Here is a 25,401-nt window from a genome sequence, read left to right on the forward strand (position 1 = left end):
AAGGACGAAACTTAACCTCTATATCTCACACACACTAAGGCCTAATCGCGCCTACGTGTAATCAGTAAGCACCAAAATAGCCTCAAACAACCCATGTTATGCGCCGCTCAAAGCAAGATGTAAAGTATAGATTGAAGCTAACACTCTGCTAACATTAGATATTTAATGATTCCGGGTAGTTGCATGCGGGAATTATAAATCGGATAAAGTAAGTATAATCAAAATTTCTTATAAGTTATAGCTTCTGCTCCAGAATAACCTAGGAACAAATCCAAAATGAATCGATTACATTTAGAAAAAAGCCCATACCTATTACAACACCAACATAACCCCGTCGACTGGTATCCTTGGGGCAAGGAAGCTTTTGCTAAAGCACAACTTGAGAATAAGCCAATCTTTCTCTCCATCGGTTACTCGACCTGTTACTGGTGCCATGTCATGGAAAAAGACTCTTTCGAGCACCAAGACCTCGCCCAGGTTTTAAATCAGAATTTCATTAGCATTAAGGTCGATCGAGAAGAACGCCCTGACGTTGATCGCATCTATATGGACGCAGTTTCGGCAATGACCGGTCACGGCGGCTGGCCCATGAGCGTTTTTCTAACTCCCGATCAAAAACCGTTCTACGGCGGAACATTTTTTTGGAAAGCTACGTTTATTAAATTGCTAGAAAAAGTTACCGAGCTTTGGACGAATGACCGCGCCAGCTTAGTTGAATCCGCAGCTAAGCTCTGCCAATACTTGCAAGATATTTCTCAAGAAGAATTACAAAAAGTCACACCAAATGATGATGCTTTTCGTCGCGCCTTTAGGATTTTTGAGCGCAGTTTCGACCCCGACTGGGGCGGCTTCGGAAAAGCTCCAAAGTTTCCAGCAGCCCAAAGCATTCGCCTGCTGCTACGTATTTATCAACGCGGAAACTCTAGGCGGTCTCTGGAAATTGCTGAAAAAACACTTGAGAGCATGGCACGCGGAGGTATCTACGATCAACTTGGAGGGGGGTTTCACCGCTATGCAGTAGACGAGAAGTGGCAAGTGCCGCATTTCGAAAAAATGCTCTACGACAACGCTTTACTTGCACGCGCGTATACGGAAGCCTATTTGTTAACAAACAAGAATGCCTATAAACAAATCTCCCGCCAGACACTGCACTACGTGCAAACAAAAATGACCAGCCCGAAGGGGGGATTTTATTCCGCAGAAGATGCAGGTGATGTTGGGCTGGAAGGGCAAACATATCTCTGGAAGTGGCATGAACTTGAAGCGAACTTAAGCGCAGAGGAGTTAAAACTTGCAGTTGAGGTTTTTGGGGCCTCTTGCGAGGGGAATTTTGAGCACAATCAGAATATTTTATTATTGCCTCAAGGAGTTTTGTGGGAGAAAAGCTTTAGCCCAGAGGTCTCTCAACTAAAAGAGAAACTTTTAACACTTCGCAATAAACGCGAGCAGCCGCACTTAGATGATAAAATCCTTACAAGCTGGAATGGCTTGATGATTAATGCTCTTGCCTACGCTGGGAGAATTTTTAACCAGCAGGATTTTATCGATTCAGCTTCTGCTGCCGCAAAATTTGCCGCGGAACATTTAATTACTGCTTCAGGCTTAAAGCGACGTTTCCGCGAAGGTCAGGTAGATTTTTCTGCGACAATTGATGACTATGTCTACTTGATTTATGGCTTGCTTGAATTGTTTTTGGCGACAAATCATTGGCCGTGGCTTGAAGTCGCAGAAAAGCTCTATCAGTTACAAGATGAAAATTTGTGGGATGTAAAAAATGGTGGTTACTTTTATGAAGAGCATAGCGAAAACCTCGTGATTCGCTCGAAAGAGTATCATGATGGTGCGCAACCTTCGGCAAACCAAATAGCTATCGAAAATAGCTATCGCTTATTCCAAATCACGGGAAAGCTAGCATACTTAAAGCGTGCGGAAGAATTAATCGAGAGCATTTCCGGGTTGATGGTTGCAAGTCCACAAGCAGGCGCAAGTTCACTAATCGCCTTTGATTTTCTACAGTGCGGGGGCTTCTATATTAAGGCCCCTCAGGCGACAAGTGCTGAAATTATTGCTGACCTCAATAAAGCGCTCGGTCTGAGTGGAGTTGTCTTTAAAACCAACGAAGCGACAGCTGATTTCGAGCTTTGTGCAAAAGATAGCTGTTTGTATAAAGGTCAGGAAATTAAGGAGCTTAAGCAGTTAGTTTCACTACGCAATCAGTATCAAGCAGAGTTGATTTGAGCTTCAAGTTACAATTTATTCTCAACCAGGCATAATACTAGCATGGGACATAGAGAATCTGATTCAAGCTCTTCTTTTAGTGTGAGCGATGTATTTGGGGCAATTTTTGTTGTCTTACTGCTTCTCGCTGTGTGGCAATTTTTCTCGCATGCTGAATCCATCGTCGGAGCAAAAGGTGAGAAACTAAATCAATGGAAGATGACTATTTCCCAAGCGCTTAAGCCATCAGAAACTCAAGATAAGAAACGGGCTAAGCGTAAGCAAGATAATTCACGAGAGGTAGTCACCGACGCTCTGCCAGCTCCGCTTGCGAGCGAGCCAAGTAAGGTAGTGCAAGATCAGGCGCCAGTCATGGCAAGTAATCCGGCCCAGGGACAGGGAGCTCAGCCTGACAAGGAAGCTGTGCGAAAACCTAAATCGCGTCGCGAAAGATTAGCCGCAGAAAGTCAGACGCAAGAGCAAGGTTCAAGATCTAAGCAATTAAGAAGAGGGGAAAATGTTGCCCCTACAAATGCTAAGAGCGCAGCAACTACAGCTGCAAATTCAACGGGAACCAAAGGTGTGATTGCGACCACAGGTGACAGTAAGAGCGCTACGGCAATCCAAAAATTCTAGGATAATTAAGGCAATAAAAAACGCCTGTTATTCATTGCTGAATAACAGGCGTTGGCTTTGTGGAAGCTGATGCTTAAATTACATCATGCCGCCCATGCCACCCATTCCGCCATGTCCATGGCCGTGAGCAGCGTGGTCTTCTTCCTTCTTAGGCTTATCAACAATTGCAGCTTCAGTTGTGAGCATTAAGCCAGAAACTGATGCAGCATTTTGTAGCGCGCTACGCACAACTTTAGTTGGGTCAATCACGCCAGCCTTAACTAAGTCTTCAACTTGCTCAGTTACAGCGTTAAAGCCCATTGCGCCAGTAGCTTGACGGACTTTTTCGATGATCACTGAAGCTTCATGCCCTGCGTTGGTAACGATTGTGCGGATTGGGGCTTCAAGAGCACGGCCAATAATTTGCACGCCAATCTTTTCCTCGTCATCGCACTTAACAGTTGAAAGCGCTTCACTAGCGCGGAGCAATGCAACTCCACCACCAGGAACAACACCTTCTGCAACCGCAGCACGTGTGGCATGTAGAGCGTCTTCTACGCGAGCTTTCTTTTCTTTAAGCTCAACTTCTGTTGCAGCGCCAACATTGATTACAGCAACACCGCCAACTAACTTAGCTAGACGCTCTTGTAGTTTTTCACGGTCGTAATCACTAGTTGTTTCTTCAACTTGGTTACGGATTGTCTTTACGCGGGCTTCGATTTGCTTCTTTTCGCCAGCGCCATCGATAATTGTAGTATTGTCCTTATCGATTACAATTCGTTTTGCGCGTCCAAGACTCTTCAATTCAAGCGTATCAAGTTTAACGCCGAGGTCTTCACTGACAAATTCACCACCAGTCAATGTTGCAATGTCTTCAAGCATGGCTTTACGACGGTCACCAAATCCTGGAGCCTTAACTGCTGCAACTTGAAGTGTGCCACGAATCTTATTCACAACTAATGTTGCTAAGGCTTCGCCTTCAACTTCTTCAGCAATAATCATCAGAGGCTTACCTGAGCGAGCAACTTGCTCAAGCACTGGAAGAAGATCTTTCATGTTTGAAATCTTCTTTTCATAAATCAAGATGTAAGGATCTTGAAGAATTACTTCCATGCGATCTGGGTCGGTTACAAAGTAAGGTGACAAGTAGCCACGGTCAAATTGCATACCTTCAACAACTTCTAAAGTTGTATCGAGTCCTTTTGCTTCTTCAACTGTAATTACGCCTTCTTGACCAACTTTTTCCATGGCTTCAGCAATTAAATTGCCGATGAAAGAGTCGTTATTCGCAGAAATTGTTCCAACTTGAGCAATCTCAGCTCTTGTTTTTGAATCTTTTGATAAAGTTTTAAGCTTCTCTACGACAGCTGTAACTGCCTTATCAATTCCACGCTTAATGCTCATTGGGTCATGACCAGCAGCAACCATCTTTGCACCTTCGCGGAAAATCGCGCGGGCAAGCACTGTTGCTGTAGTTGTTCCGTCTCCGGCAACATCAGATGTCTTTGATGCAACTTCACGCACCATTTGCGCACCCATGTTTTCGAATTTGTTTTCTACTTCAACTTCTTTAGCTACTGTTACGCCGTCCTTTGTAATTGTTGGTCCACCAAAAGACTTTTCAATTACGACGTTGCGCCCACGTGGTCCCATTGTGACTGAAACCGCATCAGCAAGAGTGTTTACACCCTTGAGCATTTGATCACGAGCATCAAGCCCGAATTCAACAATTTTAGCACCCATTGTCTAAACTCCTTTTAAATTATGATTTATTCTACAACTGCAAGAACATCGTCTTCGCGCATGATTAAACGCTCATTGGCGTCAATCTTGATTTCGGTTCCTGCATACTTTCCGAAAAGCACGACATCTCCGGCCTTAACTTCAAGCGGGCGAACTGTGCCGTCTTCAAGGATTTTACCCTTGCCAACTGCAACAACTTTCCCTCTTTGTGGTTTTTCTTTAGCTGTATCAGGAATAATAATTCCTCCAGCTGTTTTCTCGTCTTCTGAGAGCCGCTCAACAATAATGCGGTCTTGTAGTGGTCTAAGCGACATAATTTTTCCTCCCATTGTAGTCGTTAACACTTTGAAATCGATTACTTTTATCGCTTTAAAGCTAAGGTCGACATACGCCTCAGCTACCAGGTGATTTCCTGGCGCCCGGGTAAGTAAACATGAGTAAGTTCAAAGTCAAGGAAGCACATGCTAAAAAATAGTGATTTTTCCCTGATACACATTCACAGCAAAGCTCCATAACACTTTCTGATGAGGGAGAAGTTAGGTCCCGAAACTGATAACATCTTGAAATTATGGGTTTTTAGGGCATTAGGGTAGGTTTTATGGCTGCAAAAGAAAAACGAGAAGTCAACGCCGCTGAGCTAAAAATTGAAGGCTCAGGCGCTCAGCGCCATGTCGAAATTGACGGTATCAAAATCCGCCTCGCCCGCCCACTCGAGCTAAATTTCAAATGGGTAGGTAACCGGAAAGTTCTCGATCAACTAAATTCATCCTGGTACACCTCAAATCCAAACGATGCACCAATGAACCCACGCCTGATCGGTAAACCCGGCGTTGGTAAAACAGCACTAGCCTACAGCGCCGCAAAACTTCTCGACCTACCAGTCTACTTCTTCCAGGCCACATCCGACACTCTACCAAATGACGTACTAATTAACCCAGTTGTTATCGAAACTGGAGCCGGTCAGTCACGCATTGAATACATCGCCAGCACCTTAATCACCGCCATGCTCGTCGGTGGCGTAGTCGTTCTCGATGAAGGTAACCGCATGCAAGAAAAAGCTTGGGCCTCACTTGCACCACTACTCGATTCACGACGCTACATCGAATCCGTTAACCCAGGCCTAGTAATTCACGCTCATCCAAAATTTCGCTTCGTCTCCACAATGAACGAAGATGCAAGTTGCTTTGAACTTCCTGAATACATTAAATCGCGCTTGCAACCACAAATTCAAATCGATTTTCCAGACCGCGCCGAAGAACGAAAAATTCTCGAACAAAACTTACCCTTTACCCAACCAATCATCCTCGACTACGTGGCCGACTTCCTTGAACTCGCTCATAAAGAAGATGAAAAATTCAGCGTCCGCGAAGGTATCCACATCGCTCACTACGCCGGAAAAATTTTCGAATACGAAGCAGACTCCGGCCGCACCATCGACCCCGGCGAAGCAGTCGTGCTCGCCGTTGAACAAGTACTCGGAGTGCGTCAGTCGCGCTTTATTAAGCGGGTGCTGTGGAACGAGAAGGAAGCCGCCTAAAATTAGGGGCGATATACGGCGGAATACTTCGTTGCTAAAAAATTTTTTCACCCCTCGTTTATATTGTATAAAGTCGGGGATGAAAAAATTTTTAGACGCCTCGTCTTCCTTGCATCTCGCCCCTAATTTCGCAGCACTGAGTAAGTAAGAATAAACAAACGCTCAAAAATTTCCGCGCCTCGTCTTTGACACAAAATTCTTTCTTAAAGCTCAAATTTTTCCAAATTAGGGGCGATATACGGCGGAATACTTCGTTGCTAAAAAATTTTTTCACCTACATTTTAGGATTGGTCATTGGCAAATGAAACTAAGGTAATTTGTCCACCGCCCTGCTGATCTTCTAGCTCTGGGTTGATGTCCTTATCATGTTGAGCAATAAGTTGTTGGATTTTTCTATGGAACAAAGTGCCCTCCTTAAGGATTTCACGTCTTAATAGGGGAATACTCTCTATTGCAATGTTGTCGTAATGAGTTCGAATATGCAGGTTAGTTTGATTCGGTTCTCTAGCCTGATTTTTTTCTACTGTCTCCAGTAAGTCTTTAATATCAGCCGATAAAACTCGCATGAGATCGTTTAAGTTATCGCTAATCCGATATTCACCTTGAATTAACTTAGCAAGCCCATTCTCACGAGCGACGAGATTAGAGCGTTCGAGCTCGAGCAATATGGAGTAGATTGAAAGGTTTTTGCTGATCGAAGAAAGTAATTGCTCAAATTCAGAGTTTTTACCGCTACAGCTAAGCGGGCGAGGCTCTCCACCTTTTTTGCAAAAGCGTTTATCGGATTGCCACTGACCAAGAACTCTTGCCAAAATTCCTCGCTCACTCAAAGGGGTTGGGTTTTCTAGCAGACGCTTTACTTCAGCACGATGAATTCCTGTTCTCAAGGAAATCTGCGTAATATTGCTAAGGGCAGGATTCTGATCGGAAACAGATTCAACCAAGGCAATTTTTAAGGCATCCTCAAAATCATGCAGCTTGACCGAGTGCTTAAGAGCAAAAGCAACAATTGGCTTGAGCAGTTTAACTAGCCATATTTTAAAGGGAAAATTACTCATTAGTGCAATATTTTTACATTATATATAAATTTTTAATATTATACTTAAAAAGCTTGACATTGAAAATAGGCAATGCTATCAATAATGCAAATATTTTGCACTAAGGAGTTTTATGAACAAAGTCAGGGCCATTTTTTGCTTATTATTGCTAACTCTACTTAGCGCATGTGGTGGTGGGTCTGAAGGGACGGGAGTTTATACTACGGGATTAACTAAAACCCTTAGAATCTCAGAGCTGTCAAATTCTCAAGTCGAGTCAGCCTGCTCAGCATATACTAAATTTTTTACTAAATTTTTCTCAGATCCTAGCAGTTGCTACATCGATGGACTCGCTGAAACTAGAACAATTTCATCTAGTAATCAGGCGCAAAACCAATGCGAGATTATTGTTCAAGAATGTTCACTGGATTTAGATCTGAATGATACACTAAAGGATTTAAATCCATGCGACCTGCAGAGCCTTGAAACTCGTAACTGCAATGCGACAGTTGCGCAGTATGAGGCTTGTGTAAATGAAAGATCTGCCAAACTGGGAGATCTACTTGATAGTTTGAGCTGTCAGGAGGCTGGGAATCAGCAATATTACAATACGCAAATCGAAGATTTTTTTGGAGAAGCAATATTTTCAGGGCCAAGTTGCCGCGAATTTGTGAATACCTGCAATTTTTAAGCAGTAAGCAGTAAGGAGTAGTTATGAGAAAATTACAAGTTTTAATGATCTTTGGAGCGAGTTTCCTATTAGTTCCGTTTGCATACGGAGATACAAACTTTTGCAATGTCTCAAAAACGTCGTTTCGAGGATATAAATTAAATTCCGCTTGTGAAACGATAGATCAACTAGGGCCGGATTATGATATACGACTTTGGAAAAAGAAGGGTAAATTTCTAGCCTCGACATTAACTTATGATCAGAAGCGTCGTAAGTGGCGCTGCATTCAATCTCGCAATGTTAAAATGCTAAGCATGGATTTTATAAGCTATATTTCTTATAAGATTAAAGAAACTCGACTAGAAATTTTTACTGATTTGACCAATAATGATGAAGATTTTCAGGGGCTTTTGCTTGTAAACGATACTCTAGCTCGAGACATTAGCTGCGTAAAAATCACGAAATAATTTACATTTAGCACTAAATATGTCATAATTACGCTCCTAATTTCGTTCTTTTAAATTTTTATTCTGAGTAATGTTTCTCTTTCTTTATCCAAGCCAAATCATTGGCCTGGATAAAGATGCGTCATGCATTAAGGTTTTCTGCTCTGGTTCAGTAAATTTCCTCCCTTAAATTGTTTAGTAAATTTAAGGGAGGAAGCTCTAACTAGAGCTCACCCGAATACGTATGAAAAAGTTGATACTCGTAATCTCAACCCTTTGCCTTCTGATCGCCGCCCTCACCGGATGTGGCGGATCAGGAGCCTCGACAGTCATCCCACCAAGGGATGAAACCTATAGGTCTCTCGGCATTCTCGTTTCGTCGAGTCACAATTCGTCGACTAGCCAAATCACGAGTTACAATCTCGTGCTTACGCAGCCCGGATTTTATCGTGTAACCTATACGGACTTGAACAACGGAGAGACGACCTCGTTGATTTCGTTTCTCGACGAGGGACAAGTGAGTCGCGAAGAAAACTGGAATCCCGATAAGCCGATTTTCTTCGAGCAGGCAACCGTGCGAATTGAAAAATGGGATCTCAACTCGCCACCTGCACCTAGCGCGCGCGAAAACTATCTCAACGAAGGTCGATTCTGGAGGAGCGCGGAGGAGGAAGATCAGGCACCTAAGGCAGGCAGGAACCTGGAGCGCATTCTCCAGCCAAGTATGCCATAACGATGTTTTTTGGGCCCAGTTGCAGTTTACTTTTGGGCCCAAAAATGTTTCTTAATGACGCGTCTTATCTTTAATATTTTATTTGAGTAGAAGCGAGTGATAGCACTTGAAAAAATATTTTAACATACTAGTATTTCCGATCTTGGCATTCCTTGCCTTTCGTTATTTTTCAAACGATCCACGCAAAGAAATTGAAAAATTAATAACAGAGGCGGCACGCAAGGCCTCATTCGAAGGCCAAGCTCAGCCAATTGAAGCTGCGTTTTACGCCAAAGAAATCCTAAACTTTGCAACCGAAGACCTGCATCTCTTAGGACACACCGACCAAGGCGACCACGCAGTGCAAGGCATTAAGGAAATTAGGCCTGGACTAATTACTGCTCGGACTAAACTCGATCAACTAGCTGTGCATGTAAAAGATTTTAAAATTGAACTAACAAGTCAAGACAAAGCAACCGCTCAGTTGGTAATTCGCGGCATGGGCAAAGAGCCCGGACGCACAGATTATTTTCTCGAAGAACATCCAATTTTACTGAAGTTAACAAAAAGCCAAGGTCAGTGGTTGATATATTACGGCGAGAATAGCGATAAGCTAGTAACAAAATAAAGTTCCTAAACTTGTTTCTCATGTCGCGAATAAATTGAAGTAATCGCTAAAATATAACCCAGATAGTAAAAAGCAATCATTCGCACTTCGCCATCACCATAGTTATACTCAGCTAAGCCAGCAACCTGCCAACCAACTAATGTGGCAGTCAAGGCTAGTAAACAGAGTGCTAGCGATTTTGCAGTTTGATCATCCATATTGCGCAGTTTACTAAATCCACTAAAGCCAAGTTTGAAAATGGCAAACATCCACCAAATAAAAACTAGCGAACCCATAATGCCGCTTTCAGCTGCGATATTTAAGATGTTATTATGCAAATGCCGGTGCGCCTCTGGTAAGGTTGGGTCTAACTCGCGCATGAACTTTGCATTACGCACACCTAGTCCTAATGGATAGCGCTGAATGATTTCTAGTCCAAGTGACCACATACTTTTGCGCCCACCAGCAATCGAGAAATGATCGGAAACTTGAAAAAGTCGATCCTGCACAGGATTAAAAGCGACCAAAACAAGTAGAGAAGTAAGCAAAGCCCCAATACCCAGTCTACGAGAAACCGCAAAGCTAACCAGCATGATTAATATAAAAACACCAAGCCAAGGACCACGTTTGAGGTTAATTAAAAGGGCTAAAGCAATCAGCGAGCCTGCTGTAATAATAAAGCGCTGAAACCAAGGATTTGAGTATTTGGCGAAATCAAAGGCTCTGAAAGCAGCTAAACCTTTGTAACTAGTATAGGCAAAAATCACCAAGATACTCAGAATGAAAATCAATTTAACTGCGCGTGGCAGCGCAGGAATATTAAGTAAATGTGCCCAAGCGCAAACTAATCCTGTCACCGCACAGTAAAGACCAATGCCCAGCCCAATCACGGGCCTACGCTCTAGCTTCCTTTGCTCAAAACGTGTGAGCAGTAGTAAGAAAATTAAGGCACCAAAGACAAGCAGCACTTGTCCAGCTTCTGTGACTGGACCAGGTGGTTTCAGCGCACTCTTGCTTAGTAGTAGTTCGGGGAAAGACAGTTCAATCACTGAATGTAGTGCCGCAAGCGCCTGGCCAATCAGTAATAGACAACAGTAAAAACTGATTCTGCCCAAGAGTTCCTGTGGCTTAATGTCTGGAGCAGAAAGGATTTGATAGACGACGAAAGGCACGGAGAGATAGATCGCAACCTTTACTAATTCAAATACCGAATTCATCGAGCCCAGCCCAATACAGGTAGCAATCGTAGAAAAAAGAAACCAAACCAGCATCGGAGTAGCAATGCTAGCGATGACTGGATTTTGCTGCAGAACTCGAGCGGGGGATTTGAGTCTACCAGTCGAACAGAGAAATCCAAGCCAAGCAAGGGTAAGTATTACCAGGCAAGTATCAATCGCTGCAATCGAAAGCGGGGTGACTACTGAAAGGGTGGCCAGTAGGTAATGGCCAAGAGTGCCGAAGCGTTCTTCCGTCAATCTTGGAAGATGTTGTCGCATCTAGATTATTCGCTCGCAAACAGTTTGGCGCGAGCATATTCGCGGTTCATCTGCGCAATAAATTTAACACTGATTTCTTTCGGGCAAACTGCTTCGCATTCAAATTGGTTTGTGCACGCGCCAAAACCTTCTTGGTCCATTTGCTCAATCATTTTTCTGGCGCGAAGATTGCGTTCAGGTTGGCCTTGCGGCAAATATGCAAGATGAGAAATTTTTGCGGCAGTGAAGAGCATGGCGGAGCCATTTTTGCATGCAGCAACGCAAGCTCCACAGCCAATGCACTGCGCAGCGTCCATCGCAACATCTGCCGCAGTCTTTCCAATCGGCACCGAGTTTCCATCAGGAGCACTTCCAGCATTTACGGAAACGAATCCACCTGCTTGAATAATCCGGTCAAGCGCACCGCGGTCGACAATTAAGTCTTTAATCACTGGGAATGCAGCAGCACGCCAAGGCTCGATATAAATGTGATCACCATTGCTAAACGAGCGCATATGTAATTGACAAGTCGTGCAAGCTTTGCTCGGTCCATGGGCAATGCCATTAATCACCAAACAGCAGGTTCCGCAAATTCCTTCCAGACAATCGGCCTCAAAAGCTATTGGCTCCTCGCCCTTTTCCACTAAATCGCGGTTAACGCTTTTAAGCATTTCAATCAGAGACATGTCTGGGCTGATTTCACGAGCCGCGTATGTCACCATCTTCCCAGGGGTTGCGGCGTTTTTTTGTCTCCAGACATGAATTGTAAATTCCATTCCAGTAATCTCCCTCAAGCTGCTATCTATTTATAACTTCTTTCAACAAGCTTTGCGTTTTCAAATGTAAGTTGCTCGACGTGCCGCTCTGGAGATTTTTCAACCCCTTTAAATTCCCAGACTGCAGCATGTAAAAAGCGTGAGTCGTCACGCTTTGCTTCGCCCTCTTGTGTTTGATATTCTTCGCGGAAATGCCCACCGCAGGATTCTTCTCTAGTTAAAGCGTCCTGGCACATTAGCGCCGAGAACTCGAGAAAATCAGCAACGCGTCCCGCTTTTTCAAGCTCTTGATTGAGGTCCTCTCCTGAACCAGGAACTTTGACATTACTCCAAAACTCCTCGCGCAAGGCTGGGATTAATCCTAGCGCTTTCTTTAAGCCGGCTGCATTCCGTGCCATCCCACAGTAATCCCACATAATTCGACCAAGCTCGCCGTGGAAGGATTCAACCGAGCGCTTGCCATTAATATTAAGCAGTTGCTTGTTGACCGCAGTGACTCCAGATAACGCTGCATTAAACTCTGGGAGCGACGTTTCAAGCTTGCTTGGGCCAGTATTGGCTAAGTAGTTTGCTAGCGTATAGGGCAGAACAAAATATCCATCAGCTAAGCCTTGCATCAAGGCGCTTGCGCCGAGGCGATTCGCTCCATGGTCAGAAAAATTTGCTTCACCAATCACGAATAAGCCATCAATTGTGCTCATTAGATTATAATCAACCCATAGTCCACCCATGGTATAGTGTGGGGCAGGATAAATGCGCATCGGTACTTGGTAGGGGTTTTCCCCTGTGATGCGCTCGTACATGTCAAACAAGTTCCCGTAGCGCTGTTTGATCGTGGACTCACCAAGACGCTGAATTGAGTCACGGAAATCAAGATAAACACCTAGTCCGCCTGGCCCAATACCATTACCGTTATCGCAGGCCTCTTTGGCACTACGCGAAGCAATGTCGCGTGGCGCAAGATTGCCGTAACTTGGATACTTACGTTCTAGATAGTAATCACGCTCACTGTCGGGAATTGTTTGCGGCTGACGCTTGTCGCCCTTAGTTTTAGGAACCCAGATGCGCCCGTCATTTCTTAGTGACTCAGACATCAAGGTTAGTTTTGCTTGGTGTTCGCCGCTGACAGGAATACAGGTTGGATGAATTTGCGTGTAGCAAGGGTTTGCAAATCCAGCTCCGCGCTTGTAAGCGCGATATGTTGCTGTGACGTTACAACCTAGGGCATTTGTTGAAAGATAGAAAACGTTAGAATAGCCCCCTGTCGCTAGCACTACAGCATGCGCTGCAAAGGACTCAATTTCACCGTTCAGAAGATTTCTGCAGATAATGCCCTTGGCTTTATTGTTGCTGACAACGAGATCGAGCATTTCTCGACGAGTCATCATTTTTACATTTCCAAGGCTGATCTGTCTGCTTAACGAGGCATAAGCACCAAGCAGTAGCTGCTGTCCGGTTTGACCGCGGGCATAAAAAGTGCGCGACACTTGAGCGCCGCCAAAAGATCGATTTGCCAGTGTGCCGCCATATTCACGTGCAAAAGGCACTCCCTGAGCAACGCACTGGTCAATAATCGAAGCACTGACTTCGGCTAAACGATAAACATTGGCCTCACGTGCACGGAAGTCACCACCCTTGATCGTGTCATGAAATAAACGCCAAACGTTATCACCGTCATTTTGGTAATTCTTTGCGGCATTGATTCCACCTTGAGCAGCAACGCTATGGGCGCGACGTGGTGAATCATGAAAGCAAAAACAATAAACTTGATACCCAAGCTCTCCGAGGGTTGACGCAGCAGATGCTCCAGCAAGTCCAGAACCAACTACGATTACCGAATACTTACGGCGGTTGTTAGGTGCAACAAGCTTTGATTCATTTTTATGCTTGGTCCATTTCTCAGCCAGTGGACCAGAGGGGATCTTTGCATTTAATTCCATTAGTAGTGAACTCCAGGAGGTAGCGAGATGATTTCTAGTAAAACAGCAATGGGAATTGAGATGTAGCCTAGATAAATAAGCCCGGCGATGGCAGGTCCAACTAGCCTCAACTGCTGAGTGTACTTTTGACTGTAAAATCCAAGTGACTGGAGGAAACTCGGAATGCCATGACTTAAATGTAAGCACACTGCAGTTAGTGCGAGAATGTAGGTGAAGGCAATAATTGGATTGGAAAAACCAAGGACAACCATGGAAAAAACATCGTGGCGGCCTTGCTGGTCGTGCAGATTCGCAAATTCTGGATTGATTAGCGTCCAGGTAAAATGTGCAAGGTGAAAGAGCACAAAAAAGAAAATTACAGAGCCTCCACCGAACATTACCCGTGAAGCAAAACTTGCTTGTACGGTGTTTTGATAAGCATAGACTACCGGCCGGGCATTAGTATTTTTGCGCTTGAGTTTAATTGCACTGATCACGTGCGTTAAAAAAATTGCAATTAGTCCAATGCGTGCAATCCATAAAAGGCCGCCAAGTTCTTCAAGTAACTCAGCGTATTCGTTCAACGCGTTTTGCCCGAGGAAAATTTGCAAATTCCCCAGTAAGTGAAAAATTATAAATAATACTAAGCCGATACCCGTAATTCCCATCAGGAATTTCAGGCCAATGGAGCTTGAGAAAAAGCACGAAGCTTTATCGAGATCTGCTCTGAGTGGTTGAGCTTGAGTGGCCATGCTAATACCTTATCTAAAGACTATTTCTTGCTGTTGAATTTCCTAACTGTTCTTCCTGCAGAATTTTCCTACACTGTGCGCAGTTTAGGAAATAGAGAATCTCTGCGAAGTAAGACTACCATAAAGAGCACAGCTGCATAGATCAACTGTCGCATTGGACCGAGAATACTTGAGTCAATTTCAAATTGACGGATTGGTTCAGGCAAAAGCGTAAGAAAGATTACACCAAATAATGCTCCCCAAAAAGATCCAGGTTTACCGATAATTACGGCAGAAAGTATAAAAATCATCTCTGAAGAACTGAAGGAACTTGGGTCAATATAGTTGATATAATAAGCATAAAGCGAGCCAGCAATTCCCGCAAAGATTGATGAAATAACAAAACAAATAATTCGTGCGTGCTTGGCATTCTTGCCTAAGGCGAGTGCTGCAGACTCGTTTTCACCGAGGGCACGTAGGGTCAAGGCTAGGGGGCTTTTAAAGACAAAGTAAACAATTGTTAGTGATAAAAATACAAATACAAGTGCTAGATATAAAAAATTGATGTTCTCATAAAAATTAATACCAAAAAGTTCTGGTCGCGGAATTCCTGGAATGCCAAGCACTCCACGCGTCAGGCTTTTCCAGTTAATTAAAAGAGCAGCGACAATCGAGTGAAAGGCAAGTGTGCCAATTGCGAAATAATCTCCAGAAAGTCGCAAAGAGATTGCGCCAACTAACAATGAAAGTATTGCTGGTAAAATCATACTGACGATCATGCAGGGCAGTGGACCTAGATTATAATTTACTGCCAGCAGAGCTGTGCCGTAGGCACCAAGTGCCCAGAAAGCAATGTGCGCAAGATTGAGCATGCGTGCTAGGCCAAATGAAATGTTATAGCTCGCAGCAAGAATTAAATAGATTGAGCAAAGTATCCCCAGGTGAATGTAATATTCCATACAGTTAACTTGAAAACACCTTAGACTTTCCGCAGTCGTTTCCCAAATATTCCAGTTGGGCGAACCAGTAACATCAAGAGGATAATGATAAATGCAACTGCATCCTTGTATCCAGCCGGGATACTATAACCGCCGATTTCAACGCCAAGTCCTAAATTTTCAACAAGTGCTAGAATGTAACTTCCGGCAACCGTGCCCCAGATATTGCCTAGCCCGCCAAGGATCATTGCCGCCAGCGCTTTAACAGTAAAAATTCCTCCCATTGTTGGTTGAATATTTGTTTCATAGCCGACAAGAATTCCCGCATAAGTAGCTAAGAGTGTGCCAATTAAAATTACGCTGAGCGTGAGGATTCTTCGATTAATTCCTAGGCTCTCTGCAGCAGCCGGGTGCTCGGCTAAGGCTCTAAGCATCCTACCATAGTAAGTAGTATGCACTACTAGTCCAAGTACTGAGAGAATGAACACGGCACTTGTAATAATAATAATTTGAATTGGGGTGATAAAAATTCCCCAGAACTCAATGCTTTCAACTGCTGACCCCGATGTAAATGATTTTACGTTTACGCCAAAAAAAATCGAAACAAGGGACTCAAGAATAATTGAAAGAGCAAGCGTGCTAACTAGTGGGAGTATGAAACTATGTTCTGTAAACGGTTCGATAAAAAGGCGTAGTGCGGTAATTGCAAATAGCGACATGCACCCCAGGCTCAAGATTCCCGCGGCAGGAACCGCTAGTTCTTGGCTGATATGGAAAAAATAAAAAAGGTAAGCCCCCAGCATTAAAACTTGCCCATGCGCAAAATTAAGAACTTTCAAAACGCCATACATTAAAGAAAATCCTGAACTGACGATGGCATAGATGCTGCCGGCTATCAGCGCATTAACTAACAGTTGCGGCATAATTTCCCACATCTTATGCAGCCTCGGTTGTCGTTACATTTTTGTGATCAGTGCCAAAGTAAATCTCTTGAAGGCGGGGGTCAGATCGCACTGACTCTGGGCTACCATCCATTACTACCTTCCCAGTATCTAGCACCAAAATACGAGGGCAAAGCTTTTGAATGAAACTCAAATCATGTTCAATGATCATAATTGTCTTATCTAGTGCTGCTAATTCATTGAGCATGGCCATCACATCTTGCTTCATCTTTGGAGCGACACCAGCGGTTGGTTCATCGAGTAGAATTAAATCTGAGCCAAGTGCAAGTGTGCGGGAGATTTCAAGTAAGCGCATCTGTCCACCCGATAAACTTGAAGCAAGTTCTTTAGCTTTAGTCTCCAGCTTAACTTTACTTAAAAGCTCTAGCGCGCGCTGGGTTAATGCCTTTTTATTGCCATTCCAAGAAAGCTTTGCTCCAGGGGAATTCTCTAGCGCAAGAATCATATTCTCGATGACTGTGAGTTCGCGGAAAATTCCAAAATTCTGAAAAATACGACCAATCCCTTTTCTTGCACGAACGTGTGGGGCAAGCTCGGTGATGTCTTCATTTTGATAATTGATTTTTCCTGAATCGGGGATAAAAAAACCACTAATGCAGTTAAAAAGAGTAGTCTTGCCGCAGCCGTTTGTGCCAATGATACCGACATGTTCGCCGGGCTTAATATCAAAGCTGATCCCGGTAAGAATTTTATTTCCTCCAAGACTGAGCTGGAGATTATCGACCTGCAAGATGGGAGTAGACATTTTAATGTTCTTTCTATGTGATTGTCGCAGTATAGTCTGTGGAAACGCGATAAACAATGCCCTTTAGTTCTATGTGTCAGAATATTTTAAAGCTCAGGCAGAAAATTAATGGAAATTACCGTGAGCTGGGCATTTTTTTGATTGGAATTTTGTGCTTCCTACCAAGTCTGCAATTTGACTTTGTCTACGATGACATTGTGCATATTTCCCAAAATTTACAAATTCGGAGTCTGGCAAATACTTGGGAAATCTTTACGACCGCAATTTTTCCAGGGAATTTATTTCGTCCGCTTGTGCAGTTTTCCCATGCCTTGACCTATGCTTTCAGCGGAATGAACCCGTTTTTCTTTCACCTGATCAATTTACTATTGCATGCAAGCATTGCCGTTTTAGTCTATCAGCTGTTTTGTTTATTCTTTCACGACAAACTGGCACTAGTTGCTGGAATACTTTTTGCTGTTTTGCCGATACATACTGAAGCCGTTGTCAATATTTCCGGTAGAGCAGAACTTTTCGTGACCTACTTTGGCTTGCTTGTATTGCTACGCTTGGCAGGCAACAAACCTGAAGATTTCAAAGCACAGCTAACGACTGCCAGTCTTTTTTGCTTTGCGCTGTTGTCCAAGGAAAGCGCAGTCGTGCTTTTAGCTTTGGCGTTATTGCTTGATTATTACCGTGGTTTATTTAGGCCAGGACTTTATTGTTTGGTTTTTGGCCTGCCATTATTAGTTTATTTTGCACTACGTTATTTTGCTCTTGGTGCGCTGGTTGAGACTGCCGATATCGGAATGTTAGAAAACCCCTTAATTCAGGAAAATCTCCTTGGTCGAATTAGTAATGGGTTTTATTTACTCTCCTGGTATCTAAGTTTGACCCTAGCACCAGTAAAATTTAGCGCTGATTATTCATATGCAACAATCTTACCGTTCAGATTCGGGATTGATTTGCCGCAGACTCTGGTTGCGCTGTCGATTGCCGCGATTTTTGCCGTGACAATTTATGCCGCAAAGTTAAAATACGAGATAGCTTTTTTTAGCGCCTGGTTTTTTCTGAGTTTTACCATCACCGCAAATATTTTGTTTCCAATTGGAACAATTTTTGCTGAGCGCTTAGCATACTTGCCAAGCATTGGAATTGTCGGCTTACTTGCTTATCTGATTACCCGGGTCTCGTCATCTCGAGTGCAAGTAATTTGCAGCACACTGCTTTGTGCGCTTTATGCAACAGTTGCTTTAGCGCAGGCGCAAGTTTGGCGTGATGAGTTAACGCTGCGCGCTCGGCAAGTAGAAATTACGCCCCAGAGCGCCAAGGCGCTCCATCATTATGGCGAGTTTTTGCGTCGTGAAAAAAAACTTACTGCAGCACGAGAATTAATGCTGCGCTCACTGCAAATTTATCCGCGAAATCCTGAAGCGCTTTGTTCGCTAGCGGCAATTTATTTTGAAGAAAAAAACTACCAGCAGGCGCTGATCGAGTTAGAAAAATCCAAAGCAATTGACCACATGCACGCACGTACATACGACCTAAAAGCGCGCAGTTATTTAATGCTGGGAGATAAACTGGAGGCATTAAAAAACGCTAAGCGTGCAGTTGAGCTTGCGCCAGGAGATTTCCCAGCTAATTTGGTTTTGGCCGGCTCATATCTTGCGCTCGGAGATCTTAACGCAGGAATTTCCATTGTTAAGCAACTGAAAATGCTTAACCCCGAAGACCCTGAGTTACAAAGTATTCTCGAGCAGCTTAATGCTAGGGGTATTATGATTAAGTAATTAATCTAATCATGTTGAATTTATTCTGTTAATTACGGTTAGCCCGCTCGAACGGACATTCTAGCAGCGTAGAAATTTTACATGGATTTTTTGGCATAATACTGTGCGGTGCCGCGTTGTACCCGTCATGTTGTGTGCGCGATATTGGACGCACCATATTGGAGGTGTTGCCATGAGTACTGTCAAGCCAAAGACTAATCATCATTACGCCATTCTTTATTTTTTTCTTATACAAATAATTTTTCAAATATTGATCTTACACAGAGCGCATGCTCAGGGAGCGCCGGAATATTTGTTGTATGGGTGCGTGAGTTTAAACGGAAACGTGGTTGTATGCGGGCACAGCTCTGCGGGAGGGGTAGGTGGGGAGTTAAATCCGAGTTGTGCGGGAGGTGGTAGTGATACGTGTAGTGCGCAAGGTGTGATTAATGGTTTGGGTGGGAATGTGGGGGTTAGTTATCAGAAGACAAATGGTGGGTCTGTGCAGCTTGGGGCGAATATATCAGGGGAATTATGGGTGCGAGGGACTCCGAGCGTTACAGTTACAAGTCAGGGTCAGGGGCAGCTTGATTTAAGCGGCACGGGGTATGATGGAAGCGCGCAGCTTACGTTTGGGAGTGTGCCGCTTAGTGGAGAGAGTGGGGAGGTTAATGAGGCTGCTGGTGGGCAGGTAGATTTCACGCATTTGCAGGGGGTGAGTGGTTCGGGGGCTAGGCATGTTGATGTTGAGTGTGGAGGTGGGGGAAGGCAGACGAGAACATTTAGTGAGTATCCGGGAGTTACGTATCTAAGAGTGTCGGAAGTAGGATTTAGTTTGGGTAATTTTACGCGCATGGATGCGCGACCCGGAGAAGTGCTTGCTGTGGGTAGTGGTAGTTTTAGTTATGGAGTTGAGCTTGGAGCCTCGGAGCCGGTGGTGAGTGTTGAGGGGCCGCTTGTGGGGGGTAATCTCAATCTAAATCCGCCGCGTGGAGCTCTAGTGGACTTTGAGGCTAGTGCGAGTGACCCGGACAATCAGGTGGGGAGTGGAATTTGTAGTTATGAGTGGGAAGTTAGGAAGCCAGATGGGGTGGTTTTAGCAGGCAGCGGAGAGCAGTTAAGTTTTGATGCGAATTTAAGTGGTGAATATCGAGTTGAAGTAGAAGTTACGGACAACGAGGGTGTGGTGAAGCGTGAGGAGCGGGTATTTTTTGTAGGGTCCAAGGCAAGAGAGCCGCAAGCAGGGACTGGACCGAATGATGAGGGAGAGGGCGGGAAGCCGCAGTATAGTAATCGTTGTGGAGGGGATGAGTATGTGAGTGTGGGTGTGAATCCTGTGTATGGAAATGGGTATGTGGCGATTATTGATCCGATTGCAACGCGTGGAATGTGGTTAAGAAACGATGTGTGGGTGAGTAGTCAGGGGCTTATCAAGTTTCCAGATCATGGAACGGTGTTTGGGAACGCGGCGTTTACGTATGGAATAAGTGTAGAGGCGCATGTGGTTCAAGGGGTGAATGGTCCTGAGGTGAGGCATTTTTTATTTGATGCAGATGGTTATGCGTTGGAGATGGGTGTGGATGGGCACAGTCCAGTAAGACCTCCTGGGATGTATTCGGAGTTAAGTTGGGATGAGGAGGAAGGGTATGAGCTTAATGGAGCTGGGCCGCCGGGAGAGATCTTTCGGGCTGGGGATTATCGGTATGAGTTTAATGAGTTTGGTCACTTGGAGCGGGTGGTAGACCCGCGGGGAAATGTGCAGGAGTTACGCTATGACGTGCATGGGTATCAGTTGGAGCGGGTGGATGATTTAAGCACGGGGAAATATATAGAGTATCAGTATGATGAGATTGGTGGATTAGTATCGAGGGTGGTTGAGGGCAGTGGAAGTGAGGCTGTGGTGAGTCATTTTAGTTATGATGTGGAGGGGCGGTTAGGAGTAATTGAGACTAAGACTGCGGCGGGGGTGAGGATTCGGCGGGTGGATATTAGTTATGATGGGTTTGGGAGGATCTTTGAAGTTGTCAAGGATGAGGACCAGCAGACCAAGGCGACATTTAGTTATCAGTATTACCGGAGTGGATTTGATTTAGCGAATGTAAGTTTCTTGGATGGCAAGGGTAGTCACTATCGATATTTTGATCAGCCGGAGAGTGGGGTAGGTGGCGGGTTTGATTTTCGGATTACGGAGACTAATGAAAAGGGTGGGGTGGTGAGTTATGACTATACGTCGGCAAGTAATCTAGGGCGGATTACGTATCCTGAGCATGAGGGTTCGAGTGTGAAGCCTCGGTATAATTTTAGTCAGGATGTAAATCACAAGCGTGTTAGTTTTAGTGATGGAGCTGTGACGTGGACGTATGGGTATACGGCGAAGGGTCATTTAACGAGTGTGGTGAATAGTAATAGTCAAGAGTGGACGTATCTTTATAGTGGGAGCAACGAGGGCAATGATTTGGTGGAGGTCAGTGATGGGGAAGGCGTATTGTATACGTTGGAGTATGAAGACCCGTTGCAGCCGCATGTGGTGACGAAGTTAAGCGATAGTTTGGGGCGGGTTTGGGGTTTTGGGCATAATGCCTACGGCCAAGTGACAAGTGTGGTGCCGCCAGTTGGTTCGAGGACTGGGGCGAGTCAGTATAGTTATTACGAGGACACAAATTCTCCTTTCTTTGGTTACATAAAAGAGATTGTAAATGGTGCTGGGAACCGGGTGAGTTTTGATGCTTATTCGGTATTGGGTCAGCCGACGATGGTAAGTACGTATCCGCGTAGCGGGAGGGTGGATACGACTAAGTATAGTTATGATGGGACGAGTCGATTGTTGTCGATGGAGCATCCGGGCGGCAAGAGGTTTGATTACACCTATGCGGGGTGGGAGTTAGTAAATACGGTAGATGAGGCTGGGACGATAGTTAATTACGAGTGGTGTGCGAGTTGTGGGAAGTTAACGGGGGTGGATTATCCTCTGGGTAAGATGTTGGATTGGGGGTTGGATACTGATGGCGATTATCGGGAGTTTAGTGATGGCCGAGAGAATCTGACGACTTATACTTATGGCCGTGCGCTAGAGTTGAAGTCTGCCGGTTATCCGCAGGGAATGTCGACGAGATATTTTTATGATGCAGTGGGGCGGGTTAGGCAGGTGAGAAATGGGAGGAATCAGAACACGGATCTTACGTATGATGGTGGGGGCCGGGTGTCTGGGGTGAATTATGGTGGGGAGGGAGTTGTGTATGGGTATCGCAGTGATGATTTGCTGGAGACTGTGACTGATCATACTGGGGTGACTAGTTATGAGTATTATTTAGATCGGCGTGTAAAGGTGGTGCGTTATAATTATGTTGGCTTAAGTGCTGAGCAGAGTTTGGAGTATACGTATTATCCGGAGGGATTGGTCAGTGGGTTAGTGTGGAAGAGTGGCGGGAATGTAGTAGCGAATTTTGTGTATGATTATGACGCTGCGGGGCGGTTAAAGTCGGTAGTGAATTTGTATAATGAGAAGACGAGTTTTAGTTATGATGGGGAGGGGAAGTTACTGACCGTAGACAGGCAGAATGGTGTTGGGACGGGGTATGTGTATGAGGAGAATCGGGATTGGGTGACGACGCTTCAGCACGGTCGAGGGCTTTATGCGTTAAGTGTTGGTGGAACGCGAAGTAATTTTTTAGCGATAGCCAAGCCGTTTGCCAATTATCGGCTTGAGTATGATGGAGGGCAGAACACGGTAGGGCAGATTACGAAGGTCACGGAGCGGGACGGGACGACAGTTCAGTATGGTTATGATGGGTTATATCGGTTAACGAGTGAAGTGAGGTCGGGGGCTAGTGGGTATAGTAAGAGTTATGGCTATGACTTGGCTGGGAATGTAACGCATGTAAATGGCAGTCAGTTTGCGACCTATGGTGGGGCGAATTTGATTTCTACGCTTTCTGGCGGAGTGGTGGAGCAGGATAATGATGGAAACATTAATTATCTTGAGCTGCCTGGAGGCGGGGTGATGTTTCCGACGTGGAGTGCCAGGAGTAAGATGACTAACTTTGGTACGTATGATGGTTTTGGTCGGAGGGTGAAGAAGGGTAGTCGGTATTATATTTATGCTGGGGATAAATTACTGGGAGAGATTTCTGGTGGGGCGGTGGATAAGGTTTATACTTGGGGAGCCGATGGGTTGGTGTCGCAAAGGCTTGTAGGGGCAGGGGCAAGTTACTGGTATCACTTTGGTCCTCAAGGTGAGACGCGGCATTTAACGAATAGTAGTGGGAATGTGGTAGGGACGTATACGTATGATGCGTATGGAAAGCAGATTACTACTACGGGCGGGATTAATAATAATTTTAGGTATGGTGGTAAGTATGGTTACTACTACGATGAGCAAGTCTATGGGATGTATTTAGCCGGGGCACGGTGGTATGCGCCTGATTTATACCGCTGGATGTCGAGAGACCCAATTGAGTATAGCGGTGGGGATAATATGTTTGCCTATGTCGCCGGGAATCCAGTGAAGTATGTGGACCCGAGTGGGTTGGCAACTTACGAATGTAAAAGACCAATCGGTGGAAAACCAGGTGAAGACTATTTTGGGCCTCTTTATCACACCTACATGTGCGTAATCGATAAAAATGGCGCTATTCAATGCGGAGGAACTACGGCAGGGTCGAATCCACCCGGAGGGATAGGTATACCTTATGATATCCCAATTACTCCTGGACCTGGGATGAAAACTACTCCTGGTGAGGATTATTTTAATGAAGATTCATGTGAAAAAATTAAAGGCGACAATGAGTGTTTTGAGTTTTGCGTAAAAAAGCATTGGAGATTAAGTCGCCCTGATTTTGCTATTGGACCTATGGGAACAGACTGTCAAGAGTATAATGCTCATATTATTGAGATATGTGCCAACGCATGTCAAAAATAAAATAAAGGAAATATGGAAATATTCACCAAAGTAAATTATCGTAAACCTTTAATAATTTTGTGGCTAATGTTTTGCTCAGGCCTTTTCATATATTTTTCATATTTTCTTGAATTGACTCATCAAGGCGAAAAGGGGCTATTGTATTCTTTAATCTTTTATTATTTGACTGCTCCTACTAGTCTTATTCTCGGATTTTGCTTCTATCTTTTAAAATTGCAGTGGCTGTTGAGTTCGATGTTAATCGTTACCATTTTTTATGCAGTTTGTGGTTATCTGCAATGGTTTATTATTGTTCCAAGGTTTATTAACATCGTATTCAAGATAGTTAAAAGGAAGCAGGAAACAAAAACATTGATTAGGTAATTAGGGGAAATGTGAGCACGTAAATCGAAAAGCTATCACCCTAAAAAGGGCAGTAGAGGCATGGATACGTCTAAATTTTTGTCATACCGGTAAGCGAATTTAGGCAGCAACGAGTCGCAAAACTCCAGGCGGATGAGTTCCCAAGTCACGCCCGCGTAGAAATCTCACAAAAATTCTACTCAAGATGAGCTGCCACCGCTGCTGTTGAGTTAAAGGAGATACACGGAGACACGTTACACATAGCTAACTGGTGAACCCTAACTGGTGCCTAACTGGTGTCATCCTCTTCTGTAACTAACTAACTGTTGCTATCCTCTTTTGTAACTTATTGAAATTAATGGCAGTTGGTAAACCTGGTATCGGGTTACTTTCTCAAGTGAATCGGTAGATCCCATTAGCAAGCGCGGCACTAAAATATTTTCAGTTGCACGCAACACGTGTCTAAATCTGGACGATAATGTAGTTGGAGTAGTATCTAGGGACGGCGCACAATACGCTAAAAAGTAACCCAGTACCAAAAGTTAATCCATGTTCCCATTGATCCGAGATCTGTTATGGACTTATTTAAATAATACAATAAGGGGCATATGATCGATAGTAATAAAATAAGAATAGGAAAAATGATTGAATTACTTGAAAGAGTAGCATCAGGTGAAATTCCAGCTTCTGTTGCAATTAGTGAATGGCCAACATACGTAAAAGGCGATTCTAAAACCACGTATACAGCTTTACATGAATTACATCATTATAGTGCAGATGAAGATATTAGAAGTAAAGATCCGTCATATGCAAAAGAGCAAATCGACACATTAGTTTGGTATGCTTCCGAACTAATAAAAGAAAGTAAGGGATGAAATTTTTAATTTTGATATAAGGCTACTTTCTCAGATAAATTGATAGATCCTTGAAGTAAGCGTCTAGCCAAAATATTTTCAGCTAGACGCAACACGTGTCTAGATCTGGACGATAATTTAGCTGGAAGTGTATTGTTGCGTCGTTGAGTTCAGCTGAAAAAGTAACCCCGTACCCACGGCCATGCTACGACCATTAAACTTTTTCGGTGTCATCTTGAGCGAGACGCTACCAACTGGTGGACCAACTGGTGCCATCCTCTAAGAAGTGGGATGAAGGAAAAACCAATCTGTAAGTGCAAGAAAAACGGAACGCATGCGCAAAGAGCGTTGAATTGAGGTTAATTGAAAGCAAGTCATATGTCTAAAGTAGATGAGAGTAGGGCGGAAA

At 44.3% G+C, this 25,401-nt stretch carries 20 protein-coding genes; 10 read left to right on the forward strand and 10 right to left on the reverse strand.

Going from position 1 to position 25,401, the window contains the following annotated elements:
* Window positions 1–276 precede the first annotated feature (276 nt).
* Window positions 277–2,238 carry a thioredoxin domain-containing protein gene (locus JNK13_03180; protein ID MBL7661735.1) on the forward strand — a complete coding sequence of 654 codons (1,962 nt, stop codon included), beginning with the start codon at window positions 277–279 and terminating at the stop codon, window positions 2,236–2,238.
* Window positions 2,239–2,280: 42 nt separating this feature from the next.
* On the forward strand, window positions 2,281–2,853 hold the full coding sequence (locus tag JNK13_03185) for a hypothetical protein (GenBank protein ID MBL7661736.1): 573 nt from the start codon (window positions 2,281–2,283) through the stop codon (window positions 2,851–2,853).
* A 78-nt stretch (window positions 2,854–2,931) separates the two neighbouring features.
* Here the strand turns inward: JNK13_03185 and groL are convergent, their stop codons facing one another.
* Together groL and groES are read right to left on the reverse strand one after the other, a co-directional pair.
* Window positions 2,932–4,575, reverse strand: a complete 1,644-nt coding sequence (gene groL, locus JNK13_03190; protein MBL7661737.1) for a chaperonin GroEL — start codon at window positions 4,573–4,575, stop codon at window positions 2,932–2,934.
* A 26-nt stretch (window positions 4,576–4,601) separates the two neighbouring features.
* The gene (gene groES / locus JNK13_03195; protein MBL7661738.1) at window positions 4,602–4,889 is read right to left on the reverse strand and encodes a co-chaperone GroES; all 288 of its coding nucleotides are present in this window, start codon (window positions 4,887–4,889) and stop codon (window positions 4,602–4,604) included.
* Window positions 4,890–5,173: 284 nt separating this feature from the next.
* Between groES and JNK13_03200 the strand changes: the two genes are divergently transcribed.
* Complete coding sequence (locus JNK13_03200) at window positions 5,174–6,112, forward strand: AAA family ATPase (protein MBL7661739.1); 939 nt, start codon at window positions 5,174–5,176, stop codon at window positions 6,110–6,112.
* Window positions 6,113–6,393: 281 nt separating this feature from the next.
* Here the strand turns inward: JNK13_03200 and JNK13_03205 are convergent, their stop codons facing one another.
* Complete coding sequence (locus JNK13_03205; protein ID MBL7661740.1) at window positions 6,394–7,170, reverse strand: hypothetical protein; 777 nt, start codon at window positions 7,168–7,170, stop codon at window positions 6,394–6,396.
* 112 nt (window positions 7,171–7,282) lie between these two features.
* Between JNK13_03205 and JNK13_03210 the strand changes: the two genes are divergently transcribed.
* The 4 genes from JNK13_03210 (at window position 7,283) to JNK13_03225 (ending at window position 9,605) form a co-directional block, all read left to right on the forward strand.
* Window positions 7,283–7,840, forward strand: coding sequence for a hypothetical protein (locus JNK13_03210; GenBank protein ID MBL7661741.1), 558 nt, complete (start codon window positions 7,283–7,285; stop codon window positions 7,838–7,840).
* Window positions 7,841–7,863: 23 nt separating this feature from the next.
* Window positions 7,864–8,286, forward strand: coding sequence for a hypothetical protein (locus tag JNK13_03215; protein ID MBL7661742.1), 423 nt, complete (start codon window positions 7,864–7,866; stop codon window positions 8,284–8,286).
* Between the two features lie 469 nt (window positions 8,287–8,755).
* On the forward strand, window positions 8,756–8,998 hold the full coding sequence (locus tag JNK13_03220) for a hypothetical protein (protein MBL7661743.1): 243 nt from the start codon (window positions 8,756–8,758) through the stop codon (window positions 8,996–8,998).
* Window positions 8,999–9,104: 106 nt separating this feature from the next.
* Window positions 9,105–9,605, forward strand: coding sequence for a hypothetical protein (locus tag JNK13_03225; GenBank protein MBL7661744.1), 501 nt, complete (start codon window positions 9,105–9,107; stop codon window positions 9,603–9,605).
* A 5-nt stretch (window positions 9,606–9,610) separates the two neighbouring features.
* Here JNK13_03225 and JNK13_03230 read toward each other — a convergent pair whose 3' ends face one another.
* The 7 genes from JNK13_03230 to JNK13_03260 form a co-directional block, all read right to left on the reverse strand.
* Window positions 9,611–11,080, reverse strand: a complete 1,470-nt coding sequence (locus tag JNK13_03230) for an O-antigen ligase family protein (protein ID MBL7661745.1) — start codon at window positions 11,078–11,080, stop codon at window positions 9,611–9,613.
* Window positions 11,081–11,085: 5 nt separating this feature from the next.
* The gene (locus tag JNK13_03235; protein ID MBL7661746.1) at window positions 11,086–11,835 is read right to left on the reverse strand and encodes a succinate dehydrogenase/fumarate reductase iron-sulfur subunit; all 750 of its coding nucleotides are present in this window, start codon (window positions 11,833–11,835) and stop codon (window positions 11,086–11,088) included.
* A 26-nt stretch (window positions 11,836–11,861) separates the two neighbouring features.
* Window positions 11,862–13,775 (reverse strand): fumarate reductase/succinate dehydrogenase flavoprotein subunit, encoded by a 1,914-nt coding sequence (locus JNK13_03240; GenBank protein MBL7661747.1) that lies wholly within the window; start codon window positions 13,773–13,775, stop codon window positions 11,862–11,864.
* Window positions 13,775–14,506, reverse strand: a complete 732-nt coding sequence (locus JNK13_03245) for a succinate dehydrogenase cytochrome b subunit (GenBank protein MBL7661748.1) — start codon at window positions 14,504–14,506, stop codon at window positions 13,775–13,777. Before JNK13_03245 ends, JNK13_03240 begins: the two co-directional genes overlap by 1 nt.
* A gap of 68 nt (window positions 14,507–14,574) precedes the next feature.
* Complete coding sequence (locus JNK13_03250; protein MBL7661749.1) at window positions 14,575–15,444, reverse strand: branched-chain amino acid ABC transporter permease; 870 nt, start codon at window positions 15,442–15,444, stop codon at window positions 14,575–14,577.
* A 20-nt stretch (window positions 15,445–15,464) separates the two neighbouring features.
* Window positions 15,465–16,358, reverse strand: a complete 894-nt coding sequence (locus tag JNK13_03255; protein ID MBL7661750.1) for a branched-chain amino acid ABC transporter permease — start codon at window positions 16,356–16,358, stop codon at window positions 15,465–15,467.
* 1 nt (window position 16,359) lies between these two features.
* On the reverse strand, window positions 16,360–17,130 hold the full coding sequence (locus JNK13_03260) for an ABC transporter ATP-binding protein (GenBank protein ID MBL7661751.1): 771 nt from the start codon (window positions 17,128–17,130) through the stop codon (window positions 16,360–16,362).
* A 71-nt stretch (window positions 17,131–17,201) separates the two neighbouring features.
* On the opposite strand from JNK13_03260, the gene JNK13_03265 reads away from it, so the two are divergent.
* The 3 genes from JNK13_03265 to JNK13_03275 all read left to right on the forward strand — a co-directional run bounded on the left by JNK13_03265 (window position 17,202) and on the right by JNK13_03275 (window position 25,013).
* The gene (locus JNK13_03265) at window positions 17,202–18,899 is read left to right on the forward strand and encodes a tetratricopeptide repeat protein (protein MBL7661752.1); all 1,698 of its coding nucleotides are present in this window, start codon (window positions 17,202–17,204) and stop codon (window positions 18,897–18,899) included.
* Window positions 18,900–19,071: 172 nt separating this feature from the next.
* Window positions 19,072–23,796 (forward strand): RHS repeat protein, encoded by a 4,725-nt coding sequence (locus tag JNK13_03270; protein ID MBL7661753.1) that lies wholly within the window; start codon window positions 19,072–19,074, stop codon window positions 23,794–23,796.
* A 950-nt stretch (window positions 23,797–24,746) separates the two neighbouring features.
* Window positions 24,747–25,013, forward strand: coding sequence for a hypothetical protein (locus JNK13_03275; GenBank protein MBL7661754.1), 267 nt, complete (start codon window positions 24,747–24,749; stop codon window positions 25,011–25,013).
* Window positions 25,014–25,401: the final 388 nt, after the last annotated feature.

It is taken from the genome of bacterium (assembly GCA_016786595.1).
Taxonomy (GTDB): Bacteria; Bdellovibrionota_C; UBA2361; order SZUA-149; family JAEUWB01; genus JAEUWB01.